The 16,957-nt window shown below is 35.8% G+C and carries 16 protein-coding genes, 1 tRNA gene and 1 pseudogene; 17 read left to right on the top strand and 1 reads right to left on the bottom strand.

Going from position 1 to position 16,957, the window contains the following annotated elements; genetic code table 11:
- From BBROOKSOX_RS04745 to thiL, 10 genes are all read left to right on the top strand, one after another.
- Positions 1–238: PIN domain-containing protein (locus tag BBROOKSOX_RS04745; RefSeq protein WP_139660103.1), on the top strand; the 238-nt coding region annotated here is incomplete at its 5' end.
- 9 nt (positions 239–247) lie between these two features.
- The gene (locus BBROOKSOX_RS04750; protein WP_139660104.1) at positions 248–4,891 is read left to right on the top strand and encodes an AAA domain-containing protein; all 4,644 of its coding nucleotides are present in this window, start codon (positions 248–250) and stop codon (positions 4,889–4,891) included.
- Positions 4,891–5,364 (top strand): 2-amino-4-hydroxy-6-hydroxymethyldihydropteridine diphosphokinase, encoded by a 474-nt coding sequence (gene folK, locus BBROOKSOX_RS04755; protein WP_139660105.1) that lies wholly within the window; start codon positions 4,891–4,893, stop codon positions 5,362–5,364. The genes BBROOKSOX_RS04750 and folK overlap by 1 nt, the downstream gene beginning before the upstream one ends.
- Positions 5,361–6,137: a 3-methyl-2-oxobutanoate hydroxymethyltransferase gene (panB, locus tag BBROOKSOX_RS04760; protein ID WP_139660106.1), complete on the top strand. Its 777-nt coding sequence runs from the start codon at positions 5,361–5,363 to the stop codon at positions 6,135–6,137. Before folK ends, panB begins: the two co-directional genes overlap by 4 nt.
- Before the next feature lie 126 nt (positions 6,138–6,263).
- Positions 6,264–7,139 (top strand): Fic family protein, encoded by an 876-nt coding sequence (locus tag BBROOKSOX_RS04765; protein WP_139660107.1) that lies wholly within the window; start codon positions 6,264–6,266, stop codon positions 7,137–7,139.
- 133 nt (positions 7,140–7,272) lie between these two features.
- Entirely contained in the window at positions 7,273–8,205 is a 933-nt protein-coding gene (locus tag BBROOKSOX_RS04770; RefSeq protein WP_139660108.1) for a hypothetical protein, read from the top strand.
- A complete protein-coding gene (gene rhuM, locus BBROOKSOX_RS04775; RefSeq protein ID WP_139660109.1) occupies positions 8,202–8,633 on the top strand; it encodes a RhuM family protein in 432 nt (143 codons plus the stop codon). Before BBROOKSOX_RS04770 ends, rhuM begins: the two co-directional genes overlap by 4 nt.
- Positions 8,630–9,427: a pantoate--beta-alanine ligase gene (panC, locus tag BBROOKSOX_RS04780; RefSeq protein ID WP_139660110.1), complete on the top strand. Its 798-nt coding sequence runs from the start codon at positions 8,630–8,632 to the stop codon at positions 9,425–9,427. The genes rhuM and panC overlap by 4 nt, the downstream gene beginning before the upstream one ends.
- Positions 9,428–9,438: 11 nt before the next feature.
- A complete protein-coding gene (locus tag BBROOKSOX_RS04785) occupies positions 9,439–10,017 on the top strand; it encodes an NfuA family Fe-S biogenesis protein (protein ID WP_139660111.1) in 579 nt (192 codons plus the stop codon).
- Positions 10,017–10,925 carry a thiamine-phosphate kinase gene (thiL, locus tag BBROOKSOX_RS04790; RefSeq protein WP_139660112.1) on the top strand — a complete coding sequence of 303 codons (909 nt, stop codon included), beginning with the start codon at positions 10,017–10,019 and terminating at the stop codon, positions 10,923–10,925. The genes BBROOKSOX_RS04785 and thiL overlap by 1 nt, the downstream gene beginning before the upstream one ends.
- A gap of 71 nt (positions 10,926–10,996) precedes the next feature.
- Here thiL and dksA read toward each other — a convergent pair whose 3' ends face one another.
- Positions 10,997–11,407, bottom strand: a complete 411-nt coding sequence (dksA, locus tag BBROOKSOX_RS04795) for an RNA polymerase-binding protein DksA (protein ID WP_139660113.1) — start codon at positions 11,405–11,407, stop codon at positions 10,997–10,999.
- A gap of 49 nt (positions 11,408–11,456) precedes the next feature.
- On the opposite strand from dksA, the gene BBROOKSOX_RS04800 reads away from it, so the two are divergent.
- The 7 genes and pseudogenes from BBROOKSOX_RS04800 to BBROOKSOX_RS04825 form a co-directional block, all read left to right on the top strand.
- Positions 11,457–12,221 carry an HAD-IA family hydrolase gene (locus BBROOKSOX_RS04800; protein ID WP_139660114.1) on the top strand — a complete coding sequence of 255 codons (765 nt, stop codon included), beginning with the start codon at positions 11,457–11,459 and terminating at the stop codon, positions 12,219–12,221.
- Entirely contained in the window at positions 12,205–13,698 is a 1,494-nt protein-coding gene (gene ilvA, locus BBROOKSOX_RS04805; RefSeq protein WP_139660115.1) for a threonine ammonia-lyase, biosynthetic, read from the top strand. Before BBROOKSOX_RS04800 ends, ilvA begins: the two co-directional genes overlap by 17 nt.
- A pseudogene (rimI, locus tag BBROOKSOX_RS12060) lies at positions 13,661–14,080 on the top strand (ribosomal protein S18-alanine N-acetyltransferase); the annotation flags it as partial. The gene ilvA and the pseudogene rimI, both read left to right, overlap by 38 nt.
- A gap of 39 nt (positions 14,081–14,119) precedes the next feature.
- A complete protein-coding gene (gene icd, locus BBROOKSOX_RS04810; protein WP_257607769.1) occupies positions 14,120–15,367 on the top strand; it encodes an NADP-dependent isocitrate dehydrogenase in 1,248 nt (415 codons plus the stop codon).
- Between the two features lie 395 nt (positions 15,368–15,762).
- Entirely contained in the window at positions 15,763–16,254 is a 492-nt protein-coding gene (locus BBROOKSOX_RS04815) for a hypothetical protein (RefSeq protein ID WP_139660117.1), read from the top strand.
- Positions 16,255–16,460: 206 nt separating this feature from the next.
- Positions 16,461–16,536 (top strand) — tRNA-Asn (locus tag BBROOKSOX_RS04820).
- Between the two features lie 88 nt (positions 16,537–16,624).
- Positions 16,625–16,957: hypothetical protein (locus BBROOKSOX_RS04825; protein ID WP_139660118.1), on the top strand; the 333-nt coding region annotated here is incomplete at its 3' end.

Here is a 16,957-nt window from a genome sequence, read left to right on the forward strand (position 1 = left end):
ATCAAAAATAAGTTTGGATAAATTCACGCAAAATATCCGCATTATTCCTATTGATAGCGATGTTGCCAAGCACTATGGTGATATTCGTGCAAAATTATCTAAGCAAGGTAATATTATTGGCAATAACGATCTTTGGGTCGCCGCTCATGCATGCAGTTTGGGCGCTACACTGATAAGCAATAATCTTAAGGAGTTTGAGCGTGTCCCAGGGCTGAAAACTGAGAATTGGGTTGGATGATAAAATGTTATGAGTCAATATTCACAGCTATTTAAGTATTTAAAAGCATTTGCTAAATTACGCAATCAAGTAATTAGAAACATTGATGTATCTAAGCAATATGAATGTGTTTGGCTTGACACTGTTCCTAATAATGACATTTTTTATAATACCGTTAAAACAGATGATAAAAAAGATTTCTGGTTAAAACTTAAAAAACCCGAAGAGCCGGAAAAACTTATAGAGCCACAAATTCAAACGCCTAAAGCGTTAATTATTTGGCTTGAAGATTTGTACGATGAAGGTAATAAACCTGTTGTAAAAACAGAAGTAGAACACAATGAAGCAACTCTATTTTTAGATGATGATTTAACGCAAAAATTAAATAACTATATTAACAACCAATGGATAAATGATTTATCAGAATATCAAGAGAAATATCAACAATATCAGAAACAAAAAGAAGAGCATGATAAACAATTAACTGAATATAGAAAACTATTGAAACTTTATCAACAATTTTTTAAATTTTACGAAGAATTAAAAAATAATAGTGAAACCCATGAATTGGTTGTTGCTGTTGGTTTATTCAACTACCAAGAAAATAACGATACTCTAAAATATTGTCGTCATCTTATCATTCAAATTGCTGATATTGAATACAATAACGCCACTATCACAGTTAAGATAAGCGATGAAAAACCAGAAGTTGAAGATGAATTTTTTTTAAAAGAGTTTGACAATAATAGCATTCAGGAGGCTAAGAAAAATTTTGAAAAAATTGTTATTGATGAGCAAAATGATGATATAGATTTGTTAGATGTAAAAAGTGCAAATAAGATTGTTGCAAATTTTGCAGATAGTATCGGTGTAGAGCAATATTATGATCAAATATCTAAGCCTAGAATAACTAACTATAAAAGTATTTCTTATACGCCAGCATTAATTTTAAGAAAGAAAAACACCAGTAAACTTAGTAGAGCGTATGAACATATTATAAAAACTTTAGAAAAGCAAGAACAGCCAAAAAAGATAAAACTTATTGATTGCTTGCTTGGTCAAAATATACAAAATAATGAAAATAGAACTTCAGGCAAAACAACAACAGAAATAGAAACTATTTATTTTCCACACCCTGCCAATCAAGAACAAAAAGAAATACTTAACAAAATAAAACACCACGATGCTCTTGTAGTACAAGGACCACCTGGAACAGGAAAATCACATACCATTGCTAATTTAATTTGCCATTTGCTAGCAACAGGTAATAAAGTATTGGTAACTGCCCAAACTAAACGCGCTCTAGAAGTATTAAAGAATAAATTGCCTGATAAATATCAAAGTCTTGTGGTTAATTATTGGGGTAGTGACCAAGCCTCTAAAGATGATTTAAGTAGTAGTGTTGAAGCGATTAAAAATAAATCAGAGAATTTTAATTATATTGATAAAACAAACGAATTAGACCAAATTAAAAGAAATATTGCTAAAGACACTAACGAGTATAAAAAGATTGTTAGGCAGGGCACTCAAGAAATTAACAATCCTAAATATCAAGGTATGTTGGTTGATGTATTGGAGCAATTAAAAATTGATGAGCAACAATTTGAGTGGTATCAAGATAAATATAGCAATTATGATGATAAAAATTTAGAAAATCAATTTAATAAACTCATTGAATTTAATCAAATTTATCCCTCGTTGGATTTTGACACTGTTGTAGATATAAAAAAATTGCCAACCCTAAACCAAGTTAAACGATACGATGAATTAATAAAAAAGTATGGTGATTTTTCTTTGGAAGAACGAGATATTCAAGAACTAGAATGTTTAATTAATGAGTTGCCAGTATTGGAGGCGTTAAAAGAATTGGATAATATTACAATCACCTATCCTGATAAGTCCTTTAATATTCTAAAAGATCATGCAGAAACATTGTTGGGGTATTTAAATGATGGTCATCGATTAGAGGGCGTTCGCTTTTCTACTGGAAAGTTCTTTTTACCTAAAGAAATAAAAGAAAAACTCTATTTTATTGAGGCGGTTAAAGTTAATGATAGCGACTGCGATACCATAGAAGAATTTAAACAAGTTATCAAAGATATAGAATTGAAACAAAAATTTGATAAATTAAAAAGAATATATAACGCTGATTCTAAGAATGAATATGAGCAAAAATTGCGACTTTATCGAGAAATAATCTCATTATACAAATTAAAATCAGATAAGTATTTAGTGGATGCACACGCAAACATTGACTTTACAAAACAAGAGTGGGATCAGAATTATCAGAACACCTATGACAAGATAGAGCAGGAAAACCAGTTTAAGGAAATTCGACAACAATTAAGTGAAAAAATACCCAATACAATCGAAAAAATTCTTTTTGGCAGAGTAATCACTTTTACAGACTTACAAGATGCATTATGTTTTAAGCACGCTCAAAATTATGTACAACAATTACCTCAAGAGAGCATAATAAGAGATTTAAAAGAAAGCGTTAAACGCAATAAAATTCAAATGCAAAAATTAATTACCGATATTGGTGCAGATAAAGCATGGGAATACACAGCCAGAAAACTTAAAGATAAAACATTAAAAACTGAGTTAAATCTTTGGGCACAAGCAGTCAGTAATATTGGTAAAACAGAAAGTAAACGCACACAGAAGTGGCGAAAAATTGCTAAACAACAAATGCAGAAGTGTAAAGATGTTATTCCTTGTTGGATTATGCCATTACAACAATTAGCAGATACTATTACCCCGCAACAAGAGATGTATGATTATATTATTGTGGATGAGGCTAGTCAATTAGGTATTGATGCAATGTTGTTATTGTATTTGACCAAGAAAATTATTATTGTCGGTGACGATCAACAGACTGCACCTGAATATATTGGTGTTACTGATGAAGAGGTTCAAAATGCTATTAGTAAATATTTACAAGACATACCTCATAAAGAATTCTATGGTACTACTGGTAGTTTTTTTGATCATGCAAGTGCTTACTTTGATAAAATTACTTTGCGTGAGCATTTTCGCTGTATGCCTGAAATTATTGAATTTTCCAATCAATTATGCTATGCTCCTCATACTTCACTTTCCCCGCTCAGAACTTATTCTGAGGAGCGTCTTAGTCCATTAAAAAATACATTTTGTGATACAGGGCATGTAGAAGGGAAAAACAGTAATATTAAGAACAAGCCTGAAGCGGAAGCCATTGTTAGTGAAATCGCCAAAATCATTCAAGATGAGCGATATCAAGACAAAACTATTGGTATTATTGTTTTACAAGGTAAAGCTCAACAAGATATTATTCATAATTTATTGCTAGAAAAAGTTAACAGTAAAGACTACCAAGAAAGAAAAATAATGGTTGGCAATCCTGCTTCATTTCAAGGTGATGAGCGAGATATTATCTTTTTGAGTTTAGTAACAGCCCATGATCACCCTAGGAAGGCACTGACAAAAGTTGAATATAAGAGGCGTTTTAATGTTGCCACAAGTCGGGCTAAAGATCAATTATGGCTTTTCCATTCAGTGCGATTAAAGGATTTAACCAAAAATGATTTTCGTTATCAACTTTTAGACTATATTGTTAATTACAATACGATAGAATTTGAACAGCGTCAGTTAATCTTTGTGCCTAATCCAAAACCAAGATATGGTGAAGAGCCTAAACCACCTAACCCTTTTAGAAGCTGGTTTGAAGTGGAAGTTTATAATAACATCATCAATAAAGGTTACAAGGTAGAACCTGCGTATAAAGTGGCAGGTTATGAAATTGATTTAGTCGTGTTTGGTGCAGATGGCACAAAAATTGCTATTGAGTGTGATGGTGATTATTGGCATGGTGACGAGCAATTTGAGAAAGATATGCAGCGTCAAGAAATATTAGAACGGGCTGGCTGGCAATTTTTTCGTATTCTTTATTCACACTATATTAATGATAAACATCAAGCAACCGCTCAACTTTGGGATGTATTGCGCAGACATTCTACCCCAGTAGAAACAAGAGCAAAGAAACAGGACAATACCCAACTACAAGACAAATCTACACAAGAAGAGCAGATTAAAGATATGGGATCCAAGCAATCATCTATTTTTAAGTCAAGCGAGAACGAAGTTACAAAAATTCCACGATTTTTTAATCTTTACCAATCAGGCAATTATATCGTTTCTAAAAGTGCAAAAGAAGATGCTAACTTTAGCTTGGCTATTGAAGGATATCAACAAGGTTATTTATTACAATGTTATGATAATGGGCATATGAATAAATTTGATGTTTCTGTTTTATTGTCTCGTAAATTAGATAAAAAATATCAAAATGGTTTTAATATAAAGACAAATAACAAACTGCCTCAGTTATTGTTAATCAAAAAAGATGAAATTATTGGCATTACTTTCACTGAAAATGGTGAGCGAAAATTTAAAGCACATTTAACTGAAAAATTACCAACAAAAGATAACCTTTCTATACAAGGTTATAAAGTTATTTACAATAAAATTTTTACCGATGTGCAATACAATTTGATACCAGTTTCAAGCTATGATGATATTAAAAGAGTTACTCTTAAAAGCTTTGGTGCTGATGGTAAAAAACTTGATAATAAGTATTATGAAAAAGAATGGAAAATTTTGGAAAGATTGAAAACAAATAGCAATCAAGAAAACTAATGCTAGCCTATATCGGACTGGGTTCAAACCTTAATAACCCCAAACAACAGATTAAAGATGCGTTGATTGCATTGAATAGTATGCAAGATGTAAAGGTGGTGGCCTTGTCGAGTTTGTATCAATCCAAGCCGATTGATAACTCAAAGCAGCCAGATTATATTAACGCTGTGTGTGAGGTAGATACGCATCTAAGTGCGTTGGAGTTGTTGTATGTTTGTCAGGCTATTGAAACCAAGCAACACCGAGTGCGCGAGAAAAAATGGGGCGCTAGAACCATTGATTTGGATATTATTACCTATGGCGTGCAAGTGATTGCTTCTAAGCAATTAATAGTACCACATCCTGAGATGATGAATCGTGGCTTTGTGCTAGTGCCGTTGGCAGAAATAGAGCCTAATTTTAAAGTGCCAGTATTAGGTCCTATTCAGGCGTTAATTGACAAGTTAGATATATCAGCGTTGATTAAATTATGAAGATTGACGCATTAAAAACATTTAAGCAGCGAAGTGAAAAAATCACCTGCTTGACAGCCTATGACGCTTCATTTGCCTCTGTGTTTGATCAGTGTGGTGTGGATATTATTTTAGTCGGTGATTCGCTTGGCAATGTGATTAAGGGGGGTGAAAACACATTAGGTGTGAGTATGAAGGATATGCTTTATCACACGCAAGCAGTGGCACAAGCCACAAGCCAAGCTTTGTTAATTAGTGATATGCCTTATCAAAGTTATACCTCTGCCAAACAGACTTTGGAAAATGCTAAATATTTAATGCAGGCAGGCGCACAAATGGTGAAATTTGAAGGTGGGCGTGAGCATGAATCTGCTTTTAAAATTTTACAAGATAATCATATCCCCGTTTGTGGGCATCTTGGTTTGCAACCACAAGCTGTATTAGAAATGGGTGGTTATAAAGTGCAGGGAAGAAGCGAGGATGATGCGCAAAGAATTTTAGAGAATGCCAAAGCGCTTGAAGGTTGGGGGGTAAAAACCATCGTGCTTGAATGTATTCCCGCTAAACTGGGCAAGAAAATATCACAATCGTTAAATATCCCCACGATTGGCATCGGTGCAGGTGTGGATTGTGATGGGCAAGTATTGGTGAGTTACGATATGCTAGGTATTACGCAAAACCCACCAAAATTTGTGAAAAACTTTTTAACCAATGGCAATATTGCTTCTGCAACTAATGATTTTATTCAAGCAGTTAAGAGACAAACTTTCCCAACAGATAAACACAGCTATTAAGTCGGTATCAATAAAAATTAAAAAGGCTGATTTTTCTTTGATAGAAATGTATAACTTTTATAAATTATACAAAAAACTATACAACAAGTGTATAATAATTAATAAATATACAAAAAATTATACACCATGAATTTTGATTATAAAAGTATTTCCTATGCTCAAAAGTTGAGCGATTTGCAGAATTATTACCAAACTTCAGTTGCCTTTTCGCAGGCACTAGGCATTACTCGAATGACGCTAATTGCCTGGAATGATAACCCCCAAAAGATTAAAGTTAAAAATCAAGATAAGATTGATTGGCTATGGTGTCAGTCTATTTTTTTGCCAAATATGAGTAATCTCAGCAAGGTTGTCAAAGGTATTGAGTTGGGCGATTTTTTGTTCGAGCCTGCCATTATGGATAAGACGCTTAGACAAATGGCAGCAGGTTCTCTTGAGATTGAGACAGGCACGCAAGCAGCGGATTTTGATGCAATTGTACTTAACAACACCGTGCCTAATAATTTCCGTGCAACCTCAGTAGCAGAGGTGCAAAACATTTATTATCTTACCCAAGAAATCGCTCAAAATTTTCAAGTAGAGATCACTTTGCAGCAAATTAAAGATTGGCATAAAGTGCTAATGCGTGGCTTGATTGATAATGCAGGTGAATTTTTTACTAAGCAAAGAGTATTGCCAAATGTTGATACGCAACTGACGCATCTAGATGACATTGTGGAAGAACTGGAAAGCTGGGTAAAAACCTATGCCTATATTCAGAGCCTAAGTGATATTGCTCAAGCACATTATCATTTTGAAACGATTCATCCATTTAGTGATGGCAATGGTCGTATTGGGCGTTTGATTGTGCTTGCACAATGTTTGCAAATTGGCATTAAGCCACCAACCGTTAACAACAGCAACAAGGCACTGTATTATATTTTGTTAGAACATGCAAAAATCAATCCAACACCATTGGCGTATTTTTTTCAAGCGTGTTCCAAGCAAAAAACCGTAAAATAACCTAAACATAAAATTAATCAATTATGCAATTATCTGAATTTATAAAATCTAGTGGGAGATATGACCTAAAACAAATTGTTGGTAAATTTAAGGTTTTGGTAAAAGAACAGAAGTTGAGTTTTTGGAGTAGTAGATGACCTCATTATTTCCAGAAAATGACATTAAATTAGAAGATTTGTTTTTAGAAGTAAAATACGATGGACCGTCATTTGATGGTGTTATGAATATCCAAGATTTGGGTAATGAGTTATTAGGCATTGAATATTGCTTGACAAAAATAATCAATGAGTTAGTTAAAACTAATAAAGAATTGAGTGAAGCAGATATTGAATCTTTACAAATCCTAACAGAAGGATTTGTTAATAATTGTTTTAAAAAGAAAATTAAGTTTAAGGCTTTCTTAGATGAAATAGAAAAAAGACCAGTTTTGATTTCAATTTTATTTTTTGTAATAACAATTTATTCAGAGACAGCGCTAATTCAAATAAATATCAATAACACTAATACAGTATCAATGCTTAGATCTGGTCAAATTCCAATAGGGCAATATCAACAAATTAAAGATTTACCCATTCCAGATAATGCAAAAGAAATTATCAGATCTAATCTTATTGATAAAAAATACAGAGAAGAATCAGCAAAAATAGTAATGCCATTAAAAAATGATAATGACAATTTAGAGTTATCATCGTCAGTGCTAGAAGAGTCTGTCATTATTGATAATACAAATAAACAAAGTTTTTTTATTATTGACTTACCAACAGAACAAGAACAGGATGTTACTGAAGAAATAAAAACCATTCAAGGTAGAATAAACTCAATAAATTTAGACGCCACTAAAAATCAAATTGGTTTTAAGGTTAAGAATGAGGGCAATGAAATACATTGTCATTTGTCTGAAAATTTGAGCATAGATGATTATAAATCTAATTATTTGGGGGAGTGGGTGGAAATTACTGGAAAAATTTCACGGGCTGGAGATATTATTAAAGAAATAGAAATAGAAAAATTAAAGAAAATAACAAAACTTGGTCAAATAGATATTACTTTTGGTGATAATCGGTGACCAAAATCTCAAAAATCTACCAAGAAAAAAATGGTGCTGTTGAATTAAAAGCAGATGTAAGTGCTGATACTATTTGGGTGTCGAAAAAACAAATAGCGCAGATTTTTGAGGTAATGCCGCAAAATATAACCATACATTTAAAACAAATATTTATCGATAAAGACCTAGAAGAAAAAGCAACTTGTAAGGATTCTTTACAAGTTCAAAAAGAAGGCAATAGAGAAGTTAAAGGGAATATTAGAAAATACAATCTAGATGTGATTATTGCTATTGGTTATCAAGTAAATTCAGTGTTAGGTATTAAATTTAGAATTTGGGCAACCAAAACCCTGAAGCAACACATTACCAAAGACTACACCATCAATCCAAATCGTATCGTGCAAAATTACCAAGCATTACAAGCAAAATTCAAAGTAGAGCAAGCATGAAAATTATTAACAATATAAGTGAGATGCAAAATTGGCGAAATGATAGCGCTAAAATTGCCTTTGTGCCAACCATGGGTGGTCTTCATCAGGGGCATTTATCGTTGATTGATTTGGCAAAAAAAAATGCCGATAAGGTGGTGGTCAGTATTTTTGTCAATCCAACGCAGTTCGCACAGCATGAAGATTTTGGCACTTATCCTCGGACTATGGATGCTGATTTGGCTGCTTTAGAATTATCACCAACAGACCTTGTATTTATTCCAAATACGCATGATATTTATCCAGATAATGCGGTTTTTAATCAGGATGAATTTGCCCAAGACAAGGCGTTGTTTGAGATTTTATGTGGAAAATCGCGCCCGCATTTCTTTTACGGTGTGTTGCAAGTTGTTAGGCGCTTATTTGCAATTATCCATCCTGATGTGGCAGTATTTGGTCAGAAAGACTATCAGCAGTTACACATTATTAAACACTTTACCTCAGGTACTGAAATTATTGGGGCACCGATTGTGCGTGAGGATAACGGTTTAGCCATGAGTACGCGCAACCAATATTTAAATGCAGATGAATACAAGATTGCATCGAAACTACACAAGATTTTAAAACAAATTGAGCGAGGTGAATTAGATCTGCAGTCTGCTACTGAGCAACTACAGCGCTATTTTAAATTGGACTATTTAGAGTTATTAGATGCAAATACCCTTAAGAAAATCACCGATAATACGAGTAAAATTGCGATATTATCTGCAGTTTACTTGAATAAGGTAAGATTGATAGATAATATAATTTTTTAGCAAGGACAACTATGTTTAATATTACAGATGAAGCGCAAATTTATGTGGCGGATTTATTCGCTCAACAAGACGAAGAGGGTTTGGGGCTTAAAGTCGATATTGAAAAAGCAGGCACACCCGCTGCCGCCGTTACTTTTAATTTTTGTTACGAGAAAGATTTAGGCAAAACCTATTTTAAATTTGAATACAAAGGCTTTGATGCGTTTATTGATGAGGCTAATTTTGATTATTTGAAAGATTCTGAGGTGGCATTAAAAGAGGAAGGTTCAAGCAAAAAACTCACTATCACTGCACCCAATGCCAAAGGCGAAGCGCCCAAAGAAGATGCGCCGCTTGAAGAGAAAATTAAATATACCATCGCTGCTGAGGTCAATCCGCAACTTGCCTCACACGGTGGTTTTGTTGATTTAGTGGAAATCACCAAAGATATGGATGTTATTTTGAATTTTGGTGGTGGTTGTCAAGGTTGCTCATCAGTCAAAGTAACGCTTAAAAATGGCGTAGAGGCACAACTTAAATCAATTTATCCTGAGATTAATAATGTCTTAGATGTGACAGATCACTCACAGAAAGAAAATGCCTATATGTAGTGGATGAATTCAGTCTAATCAACAAATATTTTGACTGGGATCAGGGCATCGGTGATGATTGCGCCTTAATCTCTATTGACCATGGCAAACAACTTGCCACCACTGTTGATACTCTAATTGAAGGGGTGCATTTCCCAGCAAATACATCAGCACAAGATATTGCCTATAAAGCTTTAGCGGTTAATTTGAGTGATTTGGCAGCAATGGGTGCAACCCCACTTTATTTTACTTTAGCACTTAGCTTGCCCAGTGTTGATAAAAAGTGGCTTGCAGATTTTTCCCAGTCACTTAAAGCACTCGCTAAACAATATAATATTTCTTTGGTTGGTGGCGATACCAGCAAGGGTAAGCTCAGCATTACTATTAACGCCACAGGTTTTGTAGAAAAGAATCAAGCCTTATTACGCTCAGGTGCACAAGCAGGCGATCCTATATTTGTTTCCAATACATTGGGTGATGCTGCCTTAGCATGGCAACAAATACAAAAGCAACAAACGCCATCAAGCGCCTTACTCAAACAATTTAATCGCCCTGAGCCACAAGTGGTGCTCGCACAATCTTTATTAGGTATTGCCAATAGTTGTATTGATATTTCTGATGGACTTGAGCAAGATTTATCACATATCTTAACCTGCTCAAAAGTTGGCGCTGGTATTAACTTAGAAGCATTACCGCTGTCCAGCGAAGTTGCACAACATATTGCCAATACCCAAGATTGGTGCGTAGCATTAGCCGGTGGCGATGATTATGAGCTTTGTTTCACTGTGCCAAATGCGTATATTAATCGTATCAAAGCCATTGAAAAAGACTTGGATATTAAACTCACCAAGATTGGTGCGATTACTAAAAAGAAAGGATTAAAAATTAAAGGACTAGAAAAGCACTGTAAATCTTATCAACATTTTTAAGTGAGACGCAAAAGAAGTAGGAAAGGTTAAAATTTTCAAGTATCTCTGTACAAGGTAAATGAGACAGAAAATTAAACCTCTTTACGCTCAGCGATGGTCTTACAGTCTATACATTCATCCGCCGTAGGGCGAGCTTCTAATCTTGGTAGGGCGATTTCTGCACCGCAAGTTTTGCAATAACCGTAATCACCCATTTCAATCAAATGTAGGGTTTTGTCAATCTTGCTAATGAGTTGTCTTTCACGATCGCGTGTTCTTAACTCAAGTGCAAACTCTTCTTCAAGTGTAGCTCTGTCGTTATCATCTGCCACTTTTGATGAATCTTCTTGAATGTGAGTGATGGTAGTTTCAGCATCGCTGATTAACTGTTTCATCCAAGCATTAAGTTTTTCTTTAAAGTGTTCAATTTGTCCTTCAGACATAAAGTCTTCGTTTTTCTTAGGCTTGTAATTAGGAATATCTTGAAAATTAGGTTCTGACATAATGGTTTGTTAATTTAAAATAGCAATTTTCAGACATTATAATAAAAAGATGGCATTAGAAGCACTTATTTTTGATGTAGATGGAACATTAGCAAACACTGAGCGTGATGGGCATTTGGTCGCCTTTAACGAGGCATTCAAGGAACTGGGACTGGATTGGTTTTGGACAAATGATCTTTATCACGAACTGTTGAATGTGACGGGTGGGCAATTACGCATTAAGTATTATCTGAAAACGCATCGCCCTGATTTTGCGTGCGATGATGTGGATGTACTTGCTAAAAAGGTACATACTTTAAAAACTAAAATCTATGTGCGTCTTGCTGATATGGGTGCTATTCCTTTAAGAACAGGGGTGGCTCGTTTGTTTAGTGAAGCACGCAGAGCTGGTTTGAGATTGGCAATTGCCACCACCACCACGCCTGCAAATGTTGATGCACTCATTGCACATACGCTGGGTGTTGACGCATTGGGTTGGTTTGAAGTGATTGGTGCAGGTAATGTAGTGCCAAATCTTAAACCGGCAGGGGATATTTATCACTATGTGTTGAAGCAGATGAACCTTAAAGCTAATCAGGCGATTGCTTTTGAGGACTCACACAATGGCATAGTCTCATCAAGTGATGCAAACTTAAAAACATTGATTACCGTTAACGAATATACTAAGACGCATCAGTTTGATGGTGCAATGGCAGTACTCGATCACTTGGGCGAGCCTAACAACAAACCCTTCACCATGTTAAGTGGTGAGCACACTGAGCATAGCTATGTAGGGATTGATTATTTACAAGAATTGTATGCAAAAAATTATTGATTTAGTACACGCCACACGCGTTTACGAGGTTGCAAGCGAGTCGCCATTGAGTGTGGCGCACCAACTCAGTGTGCGTAGCAAAAATACTATTTATCTAAAGCGTGAAGATAAGCAGGTGGTGCATTCTTTTAAACTTAGGGGCGCTTATCAAAAAATATCTGGCTTGTCGGCTAAACAAAAAGCCAAAGGTGTAGTGGCATCTAGTGCAGGTAATCACGCACAAGGTGTGGCGTTGTCTGCCAGCAAACTCGGCATTGAGTCAGTGATTGTAATGCCACTTTCCACCCCTAAAATCAAAGTCAATGCTGTTGAACAACTGGGCGGAAAAGTGGTGCTACACGGTGATGTATATGACGATGCATTTGCCTACGCCAAACAATTAGAACAACAGCAAGATTTGGTTTTTATCCACCCGTATGATGATATTGAAGTGATAGCAGGTCAAGCAACTATTGCCAAAGAGCTGTTAGAACAAAATCCAAAGATGGACAGGGTTTTTATCCCCGTGGGTGGTGGTGGATTGATTGCAGGTATGGCGACTTATATCAAACATTATGCGCCAAACATTCAAGTTATCGGTGTTGAGCCAAAAGACTCGCCAACCTTGTATCAGGCACTTAAAAATGCTGAGCGTGTTATTTTGCCAGAAGTAGGGCGTTTTGCCGATGGCGTGGCAGTTAAACAAATTGGCGAAGTTACTTATCGAATAGCCAAAGAAGTAGTGGATGAGGTTGTGCTGGTGAGTAATGATGAGATTTGCGCGGCGATTAAAGATATTTATGAAGATGTGCGCTCTATTGCAGAGCCTGCTGGTGCACTTGCCACAGCAGGATTAAAAAAGTATATTAAGCAAAATAATATCGCAGGTGAAAATTTAGTCGCTATCGTCTCAGGTGCAAATGTGAATTTTGATCGTTTGCGCTATATCGCTGAGCGTGCTGATTTGGGTGAACATAATGAAGCCATTATTGCCGCTACCATTGATGAAAAACCAGGTAGTTTTTTAAAATTTTGTCAATTGTTAGACAACCACACCATCACCGAGTTTAATTATCGCTACACGCCGTCCAATCAGGCGCGTATTTTTGTTGGTGTGGCACTTAGCAAAGGGCTTGACGAGAAACAAGTGTTGATTGACAAACTCTCACAATCATTTGATGTTTTAGATATGAGCAACAACTCTATTGCCAAGACACACATTCGTTATATGGTGGGCGGGCGCGCTGATGCTGGTAATGAGGTTTTGTATCGCTTTGAATTTCCTGAGCGCCCTGGTGCTTTACTAGACTTCTTAAAAAAAATCGGCAGTGATTGGAATATTTCCTTGTTTCATTACCGTAATCATGGCGCCGATTTTGGGCGGGTATTAATCGGCTTGCAAGTTGACGATGTCAGCAGTATTGAGTGTCGTTTTGATGAATTAGGCTATTTTTACCAAAATGAAACCGACAATAAAGCCTATCAATATTTCCTTTAGAGCGTTTGAGATACAAGATATTGAGGATGTCTTGGTCATAGAACGACTGGCTTACAAAATACCTTGGAATAAAGCGAAGTTTACCCATAGCCTGCACAATCCCAACACTGTAGCGTGCCTAATCTTTAAAGACAATCAAGTATTGGGTTATAGTATTGCACTGCGTGCATCTAAGGTGGCTGATTTGCTCAATATTTGCATTCATCCCGATTATCAACATCAAGGTTTGGGTAAGAAGTTGTTTGTTTATCAACTGCAAGCATCAGGTGTTAAAGAAGTTTTTATTGAAGTGCGTACCTCTAATCATAGCGCCTTATCGTTTTATAAAAAACTCAGATTTGAAGCCATTAACACGCGTAAAAAATATTATTCAGATGGCGAAGACGCTATAATACTGCGTTTTATAACAGATAATCAATCCATGACTTACAAACACATTCATAAGCCAGTTGATGGCAAAAAAATTACCTTTAAAGAGGGTGTTATCCAAGTGCCAAACAAGCCAATTATTGGTTATATTGAAGGTGATGGTATTGGTGCGGATGTCTCACCAGTGATGAAAAAAGTCATTGATGCAGTCGTGGACAAAACCTACGATGGGCAAAGAGCCATTCAATGGATGGAAATCTACGCGGGTGAAAAAGCCAATGCATTATACGGCGAGTATCTACCACAAGAAACCCTTGATGCGATTCAAGCGCTTTCAGTAGCAATCAAAGGTCCACTAACCACACCTGTGGGCGGCGGTATGCGCTCACTCAATGTTGCGATTCGCCAAGAACTTGATTTGTTTATTTGTCAACGCCCCGTGCAATACTTTGTTGGCACGCCAACACCTGTTAAAGCACCTGAAAAAGTTGATATGGTGATTTTCAGAGAAAACTCTGAAGATATTTATGCAGGTATTGAATATCAAGCAGGCACAGAGGAGGTCAAAAAAGTCATCAACTTTTTGCAAAATGAAATGAGGACAACCAAGATTCGTTTTCCTCAAACTTCTGGCATTGGCATTAAGCCAGTTTCACAAGAAGGTACCCAGCGTTTAGTGCGTGCTGCTATTCAATATGCCATTGATAATGACAAAGATTCAGTAACTTTGGTGCATAAAGGTAACATTATGAAATTCACTGAAGGGGGTTTCAGAGATTGGGGTTATCAGCTTGCACAAGACGAGTTCGGTGCTAAAGTTATCGGTGATGGGCCTTGGTGTGAATTTAGCAATCCAAACACGGGCTCAACTATCACTGTTAAAGATGTCATTGCCGATGCTTTCTTACAACAAATTCTACTGCGCCCAGAAGAGTATTCAGTGATTGCCACGCTCAACTTAAATGGCGACTATATTTCAGATGCGCTAGCAGCGCAAGTAGGCGGTATTGGTATCGCACCAGGTGCTAACTTGTCAGATACCACCGCAGTATTTGAAGCCACACACGGCACAGCACCAAAATATGCGGGACAAAATAAAGTCAATCCAGGTTCAATTATTCTCTCAGCAGAGATGATGCTTAGACATATGGGTTGGACGGAGGCTGCAGATAATGTGTTGAGCGCTATGTCAAATGTGATTCAAAATAAAACAGTCACTTATGACTTAGAAAGATTAATGGACGGTGCTACTTTGTTATCTTGTTCTGAGTTCGGCGATGCGCTGATTGATTCTTTGTAAAGGTTTAATAAAAATACAAAAAAAAGACGCTTTTTAGCGTCTTTTTTTGTTTATTTATATTTTTTTAATACTATGAGGCCTTTGCATAAATAGGAACAATCATCAGAAACCCACTTTTCACCCACTTGGCGATTTTTTAAACCCAGCCTTAGCCCTGCTAGGACAAGGTTTAAAGAAATCACCAATTGGGCAAAAATTGGATTTTGCTAATCATCCCTATTTATGCAAAGGTCTCACTATAAACCTTACTCTACAAGCATTTATATAATTTATTTAAAATTAATATTAGAATATTATTGACTTCTAATATAGTTACAGTATAATACGCACTTATCAGGAAAATCCTGAGACAAAGCACGCCAATAAAGGCATGTTAATATTATATGAGAAATATTATGAAAAAAATTATCGCAATCGCTACTTTAGTAGCAGCTACATCAGCTTCAGCTGGTTTCTTTAACAATGGCAATGGTTACAATAGCAGCAATAACAACAACTGGGGTCCTTTCGACGGTGGTTCTAACTTCGGTCCTATGAACTCTGGTTCAAACTGGGGTCCTTTCAATGGTGGTAACAACTGGGGTCCTTTCAACGGTGGTTCTAACGCTGGTCCTTTCAACGGTGGTTCAAACTGGGGTCCATTCAAGAACAAAAACAACTGGTTAAACGACACAGACTTCGGCATGAACTTTAACACTAAGAACAAGACTGACAACGCTGTTTCAGGTTCTGCTGATGGTAATGCTACTGGTAGAGCTGATGCTACTGCTAAAGGTCAAGCTGATGCCTATGCCAAAGGTCAAGCTGATGCTTTCGTTAAAGCACAAGCGGACGCTTATGCTAAAGGTTACGCAGATGCAATCGCTAAAAGCCAAACTGTTAAGTAGTTAGTGCTTGTTGGCTGATTGAATCAGCATAGCAATAAAACCACTCTTCGGGGTGGTTTTTTATCGTCTGTAAAAAAAACTTAAAATTATCACTCTGATTTTAATTATTTTTTTTAAAGACACTTAATTAAGCCCACTTTTTATTGCTAAAGTTTATAAAAATAAGCAACTATAAAATCGAATTTCTATTATAATATCACGCTTATTCCTCGATAGCTCAGTTGGTAGAGCAATGGACTGTTAATCCATTTGTCGCTGGTTCGAGCCCAGCTCGAGGAGCCAAATTCATAAATTATAGTTAAAATGATTTTTAATTATAATTTATATCTTTGCTTAATTTGTGAAATTTTTTAATTAATTTAAGAATTTTATGATGAAAATAAGTAAAAAAATAGCGTTTAAAAGATACTGCAATCATATTGTAGGTCTTTTTTCGTCTATTAAAGTTGTTGTAACTAAAGGAAAGTTACCCCTATCAACAATTGGTTACCCCTATCAACAATTGGTTACCATTCTTACTAAAAAAACAGAGGCAGGAATTTTAAAAACCTTTATTGCAATAGCATTTAAAAAAATAAGTTACCCTTTATCAACAATAAGTTACCCCTATCAACAATTAGTTACCCTGTCATCTACAATTAGTTACCCTTTATTAGCATCACACTCAACTGGCTACACTTCATCCGTAACTGGCTACACCTAT

The sequence above is a fragment of the bacterium endosymbiont of Bathymodiolus sp. 5 South genome (genome assembly GCF_900128535.1).
Taxonomy (GTDB): Bacteria; Pseudomonadota; Gammaproteobacteria; order PS1; family Pseudothioglobaceae; genus Thiodubiliella.

Excerpts from the sequence above, each read along its gene's own strand:
- BBROOKSOX_RS04750 (WP_139660104.1), top strand. The coding sequence starts at position 248 with ATGAGTCAATATTCACAGCTATTTAAGTATTTAAAAGCATTTGCTAAA.
- folK (WP_139660105.1), top strand. The coding sequence starts at position 4,891 with ATGCTAGCCTATATCGGACTGGGTTCAAACCTTAATAACCCCAAACAA.
- panB (WP_139660106.1), top strand. The coding sequence starts at position 5,361 with ATGAAGATTGACGCATTAAAAACATTTAAGCAGCGAAGTGAAAAAATC.
- BBROOKSOX_RS04765 (WP_139660107.1), top strand. The coding sequence starts at position 6,264 with ATGAATTTTGATTATAAAAGTATTTCCTATGCTCAAAAGTTGAGCGAT.
- BBROOKSOX_RS04770 (WP_139660108.1), top strand. The coding sequence starts at position 7,273 with ATGACCTCATTATTTCCAGAAAATGACATTAAATTAGAAGATTTGTTT.
- panC (WP_139660110.1), top strand. The coding sequence starts at position 8,630 with ATGAAAATTATTAACAATATAAGTGAGATGCAAAATTGGCGAAATGAT.
- BBROOKSOX_RS04785 (WP_139660111.1), top strand. The coding sequence starts at position 9,439 with ATGTTTAATATTACAGATGAAGCGCAAATTTATGTGGCGGATTTATTC.
- dksA (WP_139660113.1), bottom strand. The coding sequence starts at position 11,407 with ATGTCAGAACCTAATTTTCAAGATATTCCTAATTACAAGCCTAAGAAA.
- BBROOKSOX_RS04800 (WP_139660114.1), top strand. The coding sequence starts at position 11,457 with ATGGCATTAGAAGCACTTATTTTTGATGTAGATGGAACATTAGCAAAC.
- ilvA (WP_139660115.1), top strand. The coding sequence starts at position 12,205 with ATGCAAAAAATTATTGATTTAGTACACGCCACACGCGTTTACGAGGTT.
- icd (WP_257607769.1), top strand. The coding sequence starts at position 14,120 with ATGACTTACAAACACATTCATAAGCCAGTTGATGGCAAAAAAATTACC.
- BBROOKSOX_RS04815 (WP_139660117.1), top strand. The coding sequence starts at position 15,763 with ATGAAAAAAATTATCGCAATCGCTACTTTAGTAGCAGCTACATCAGCT.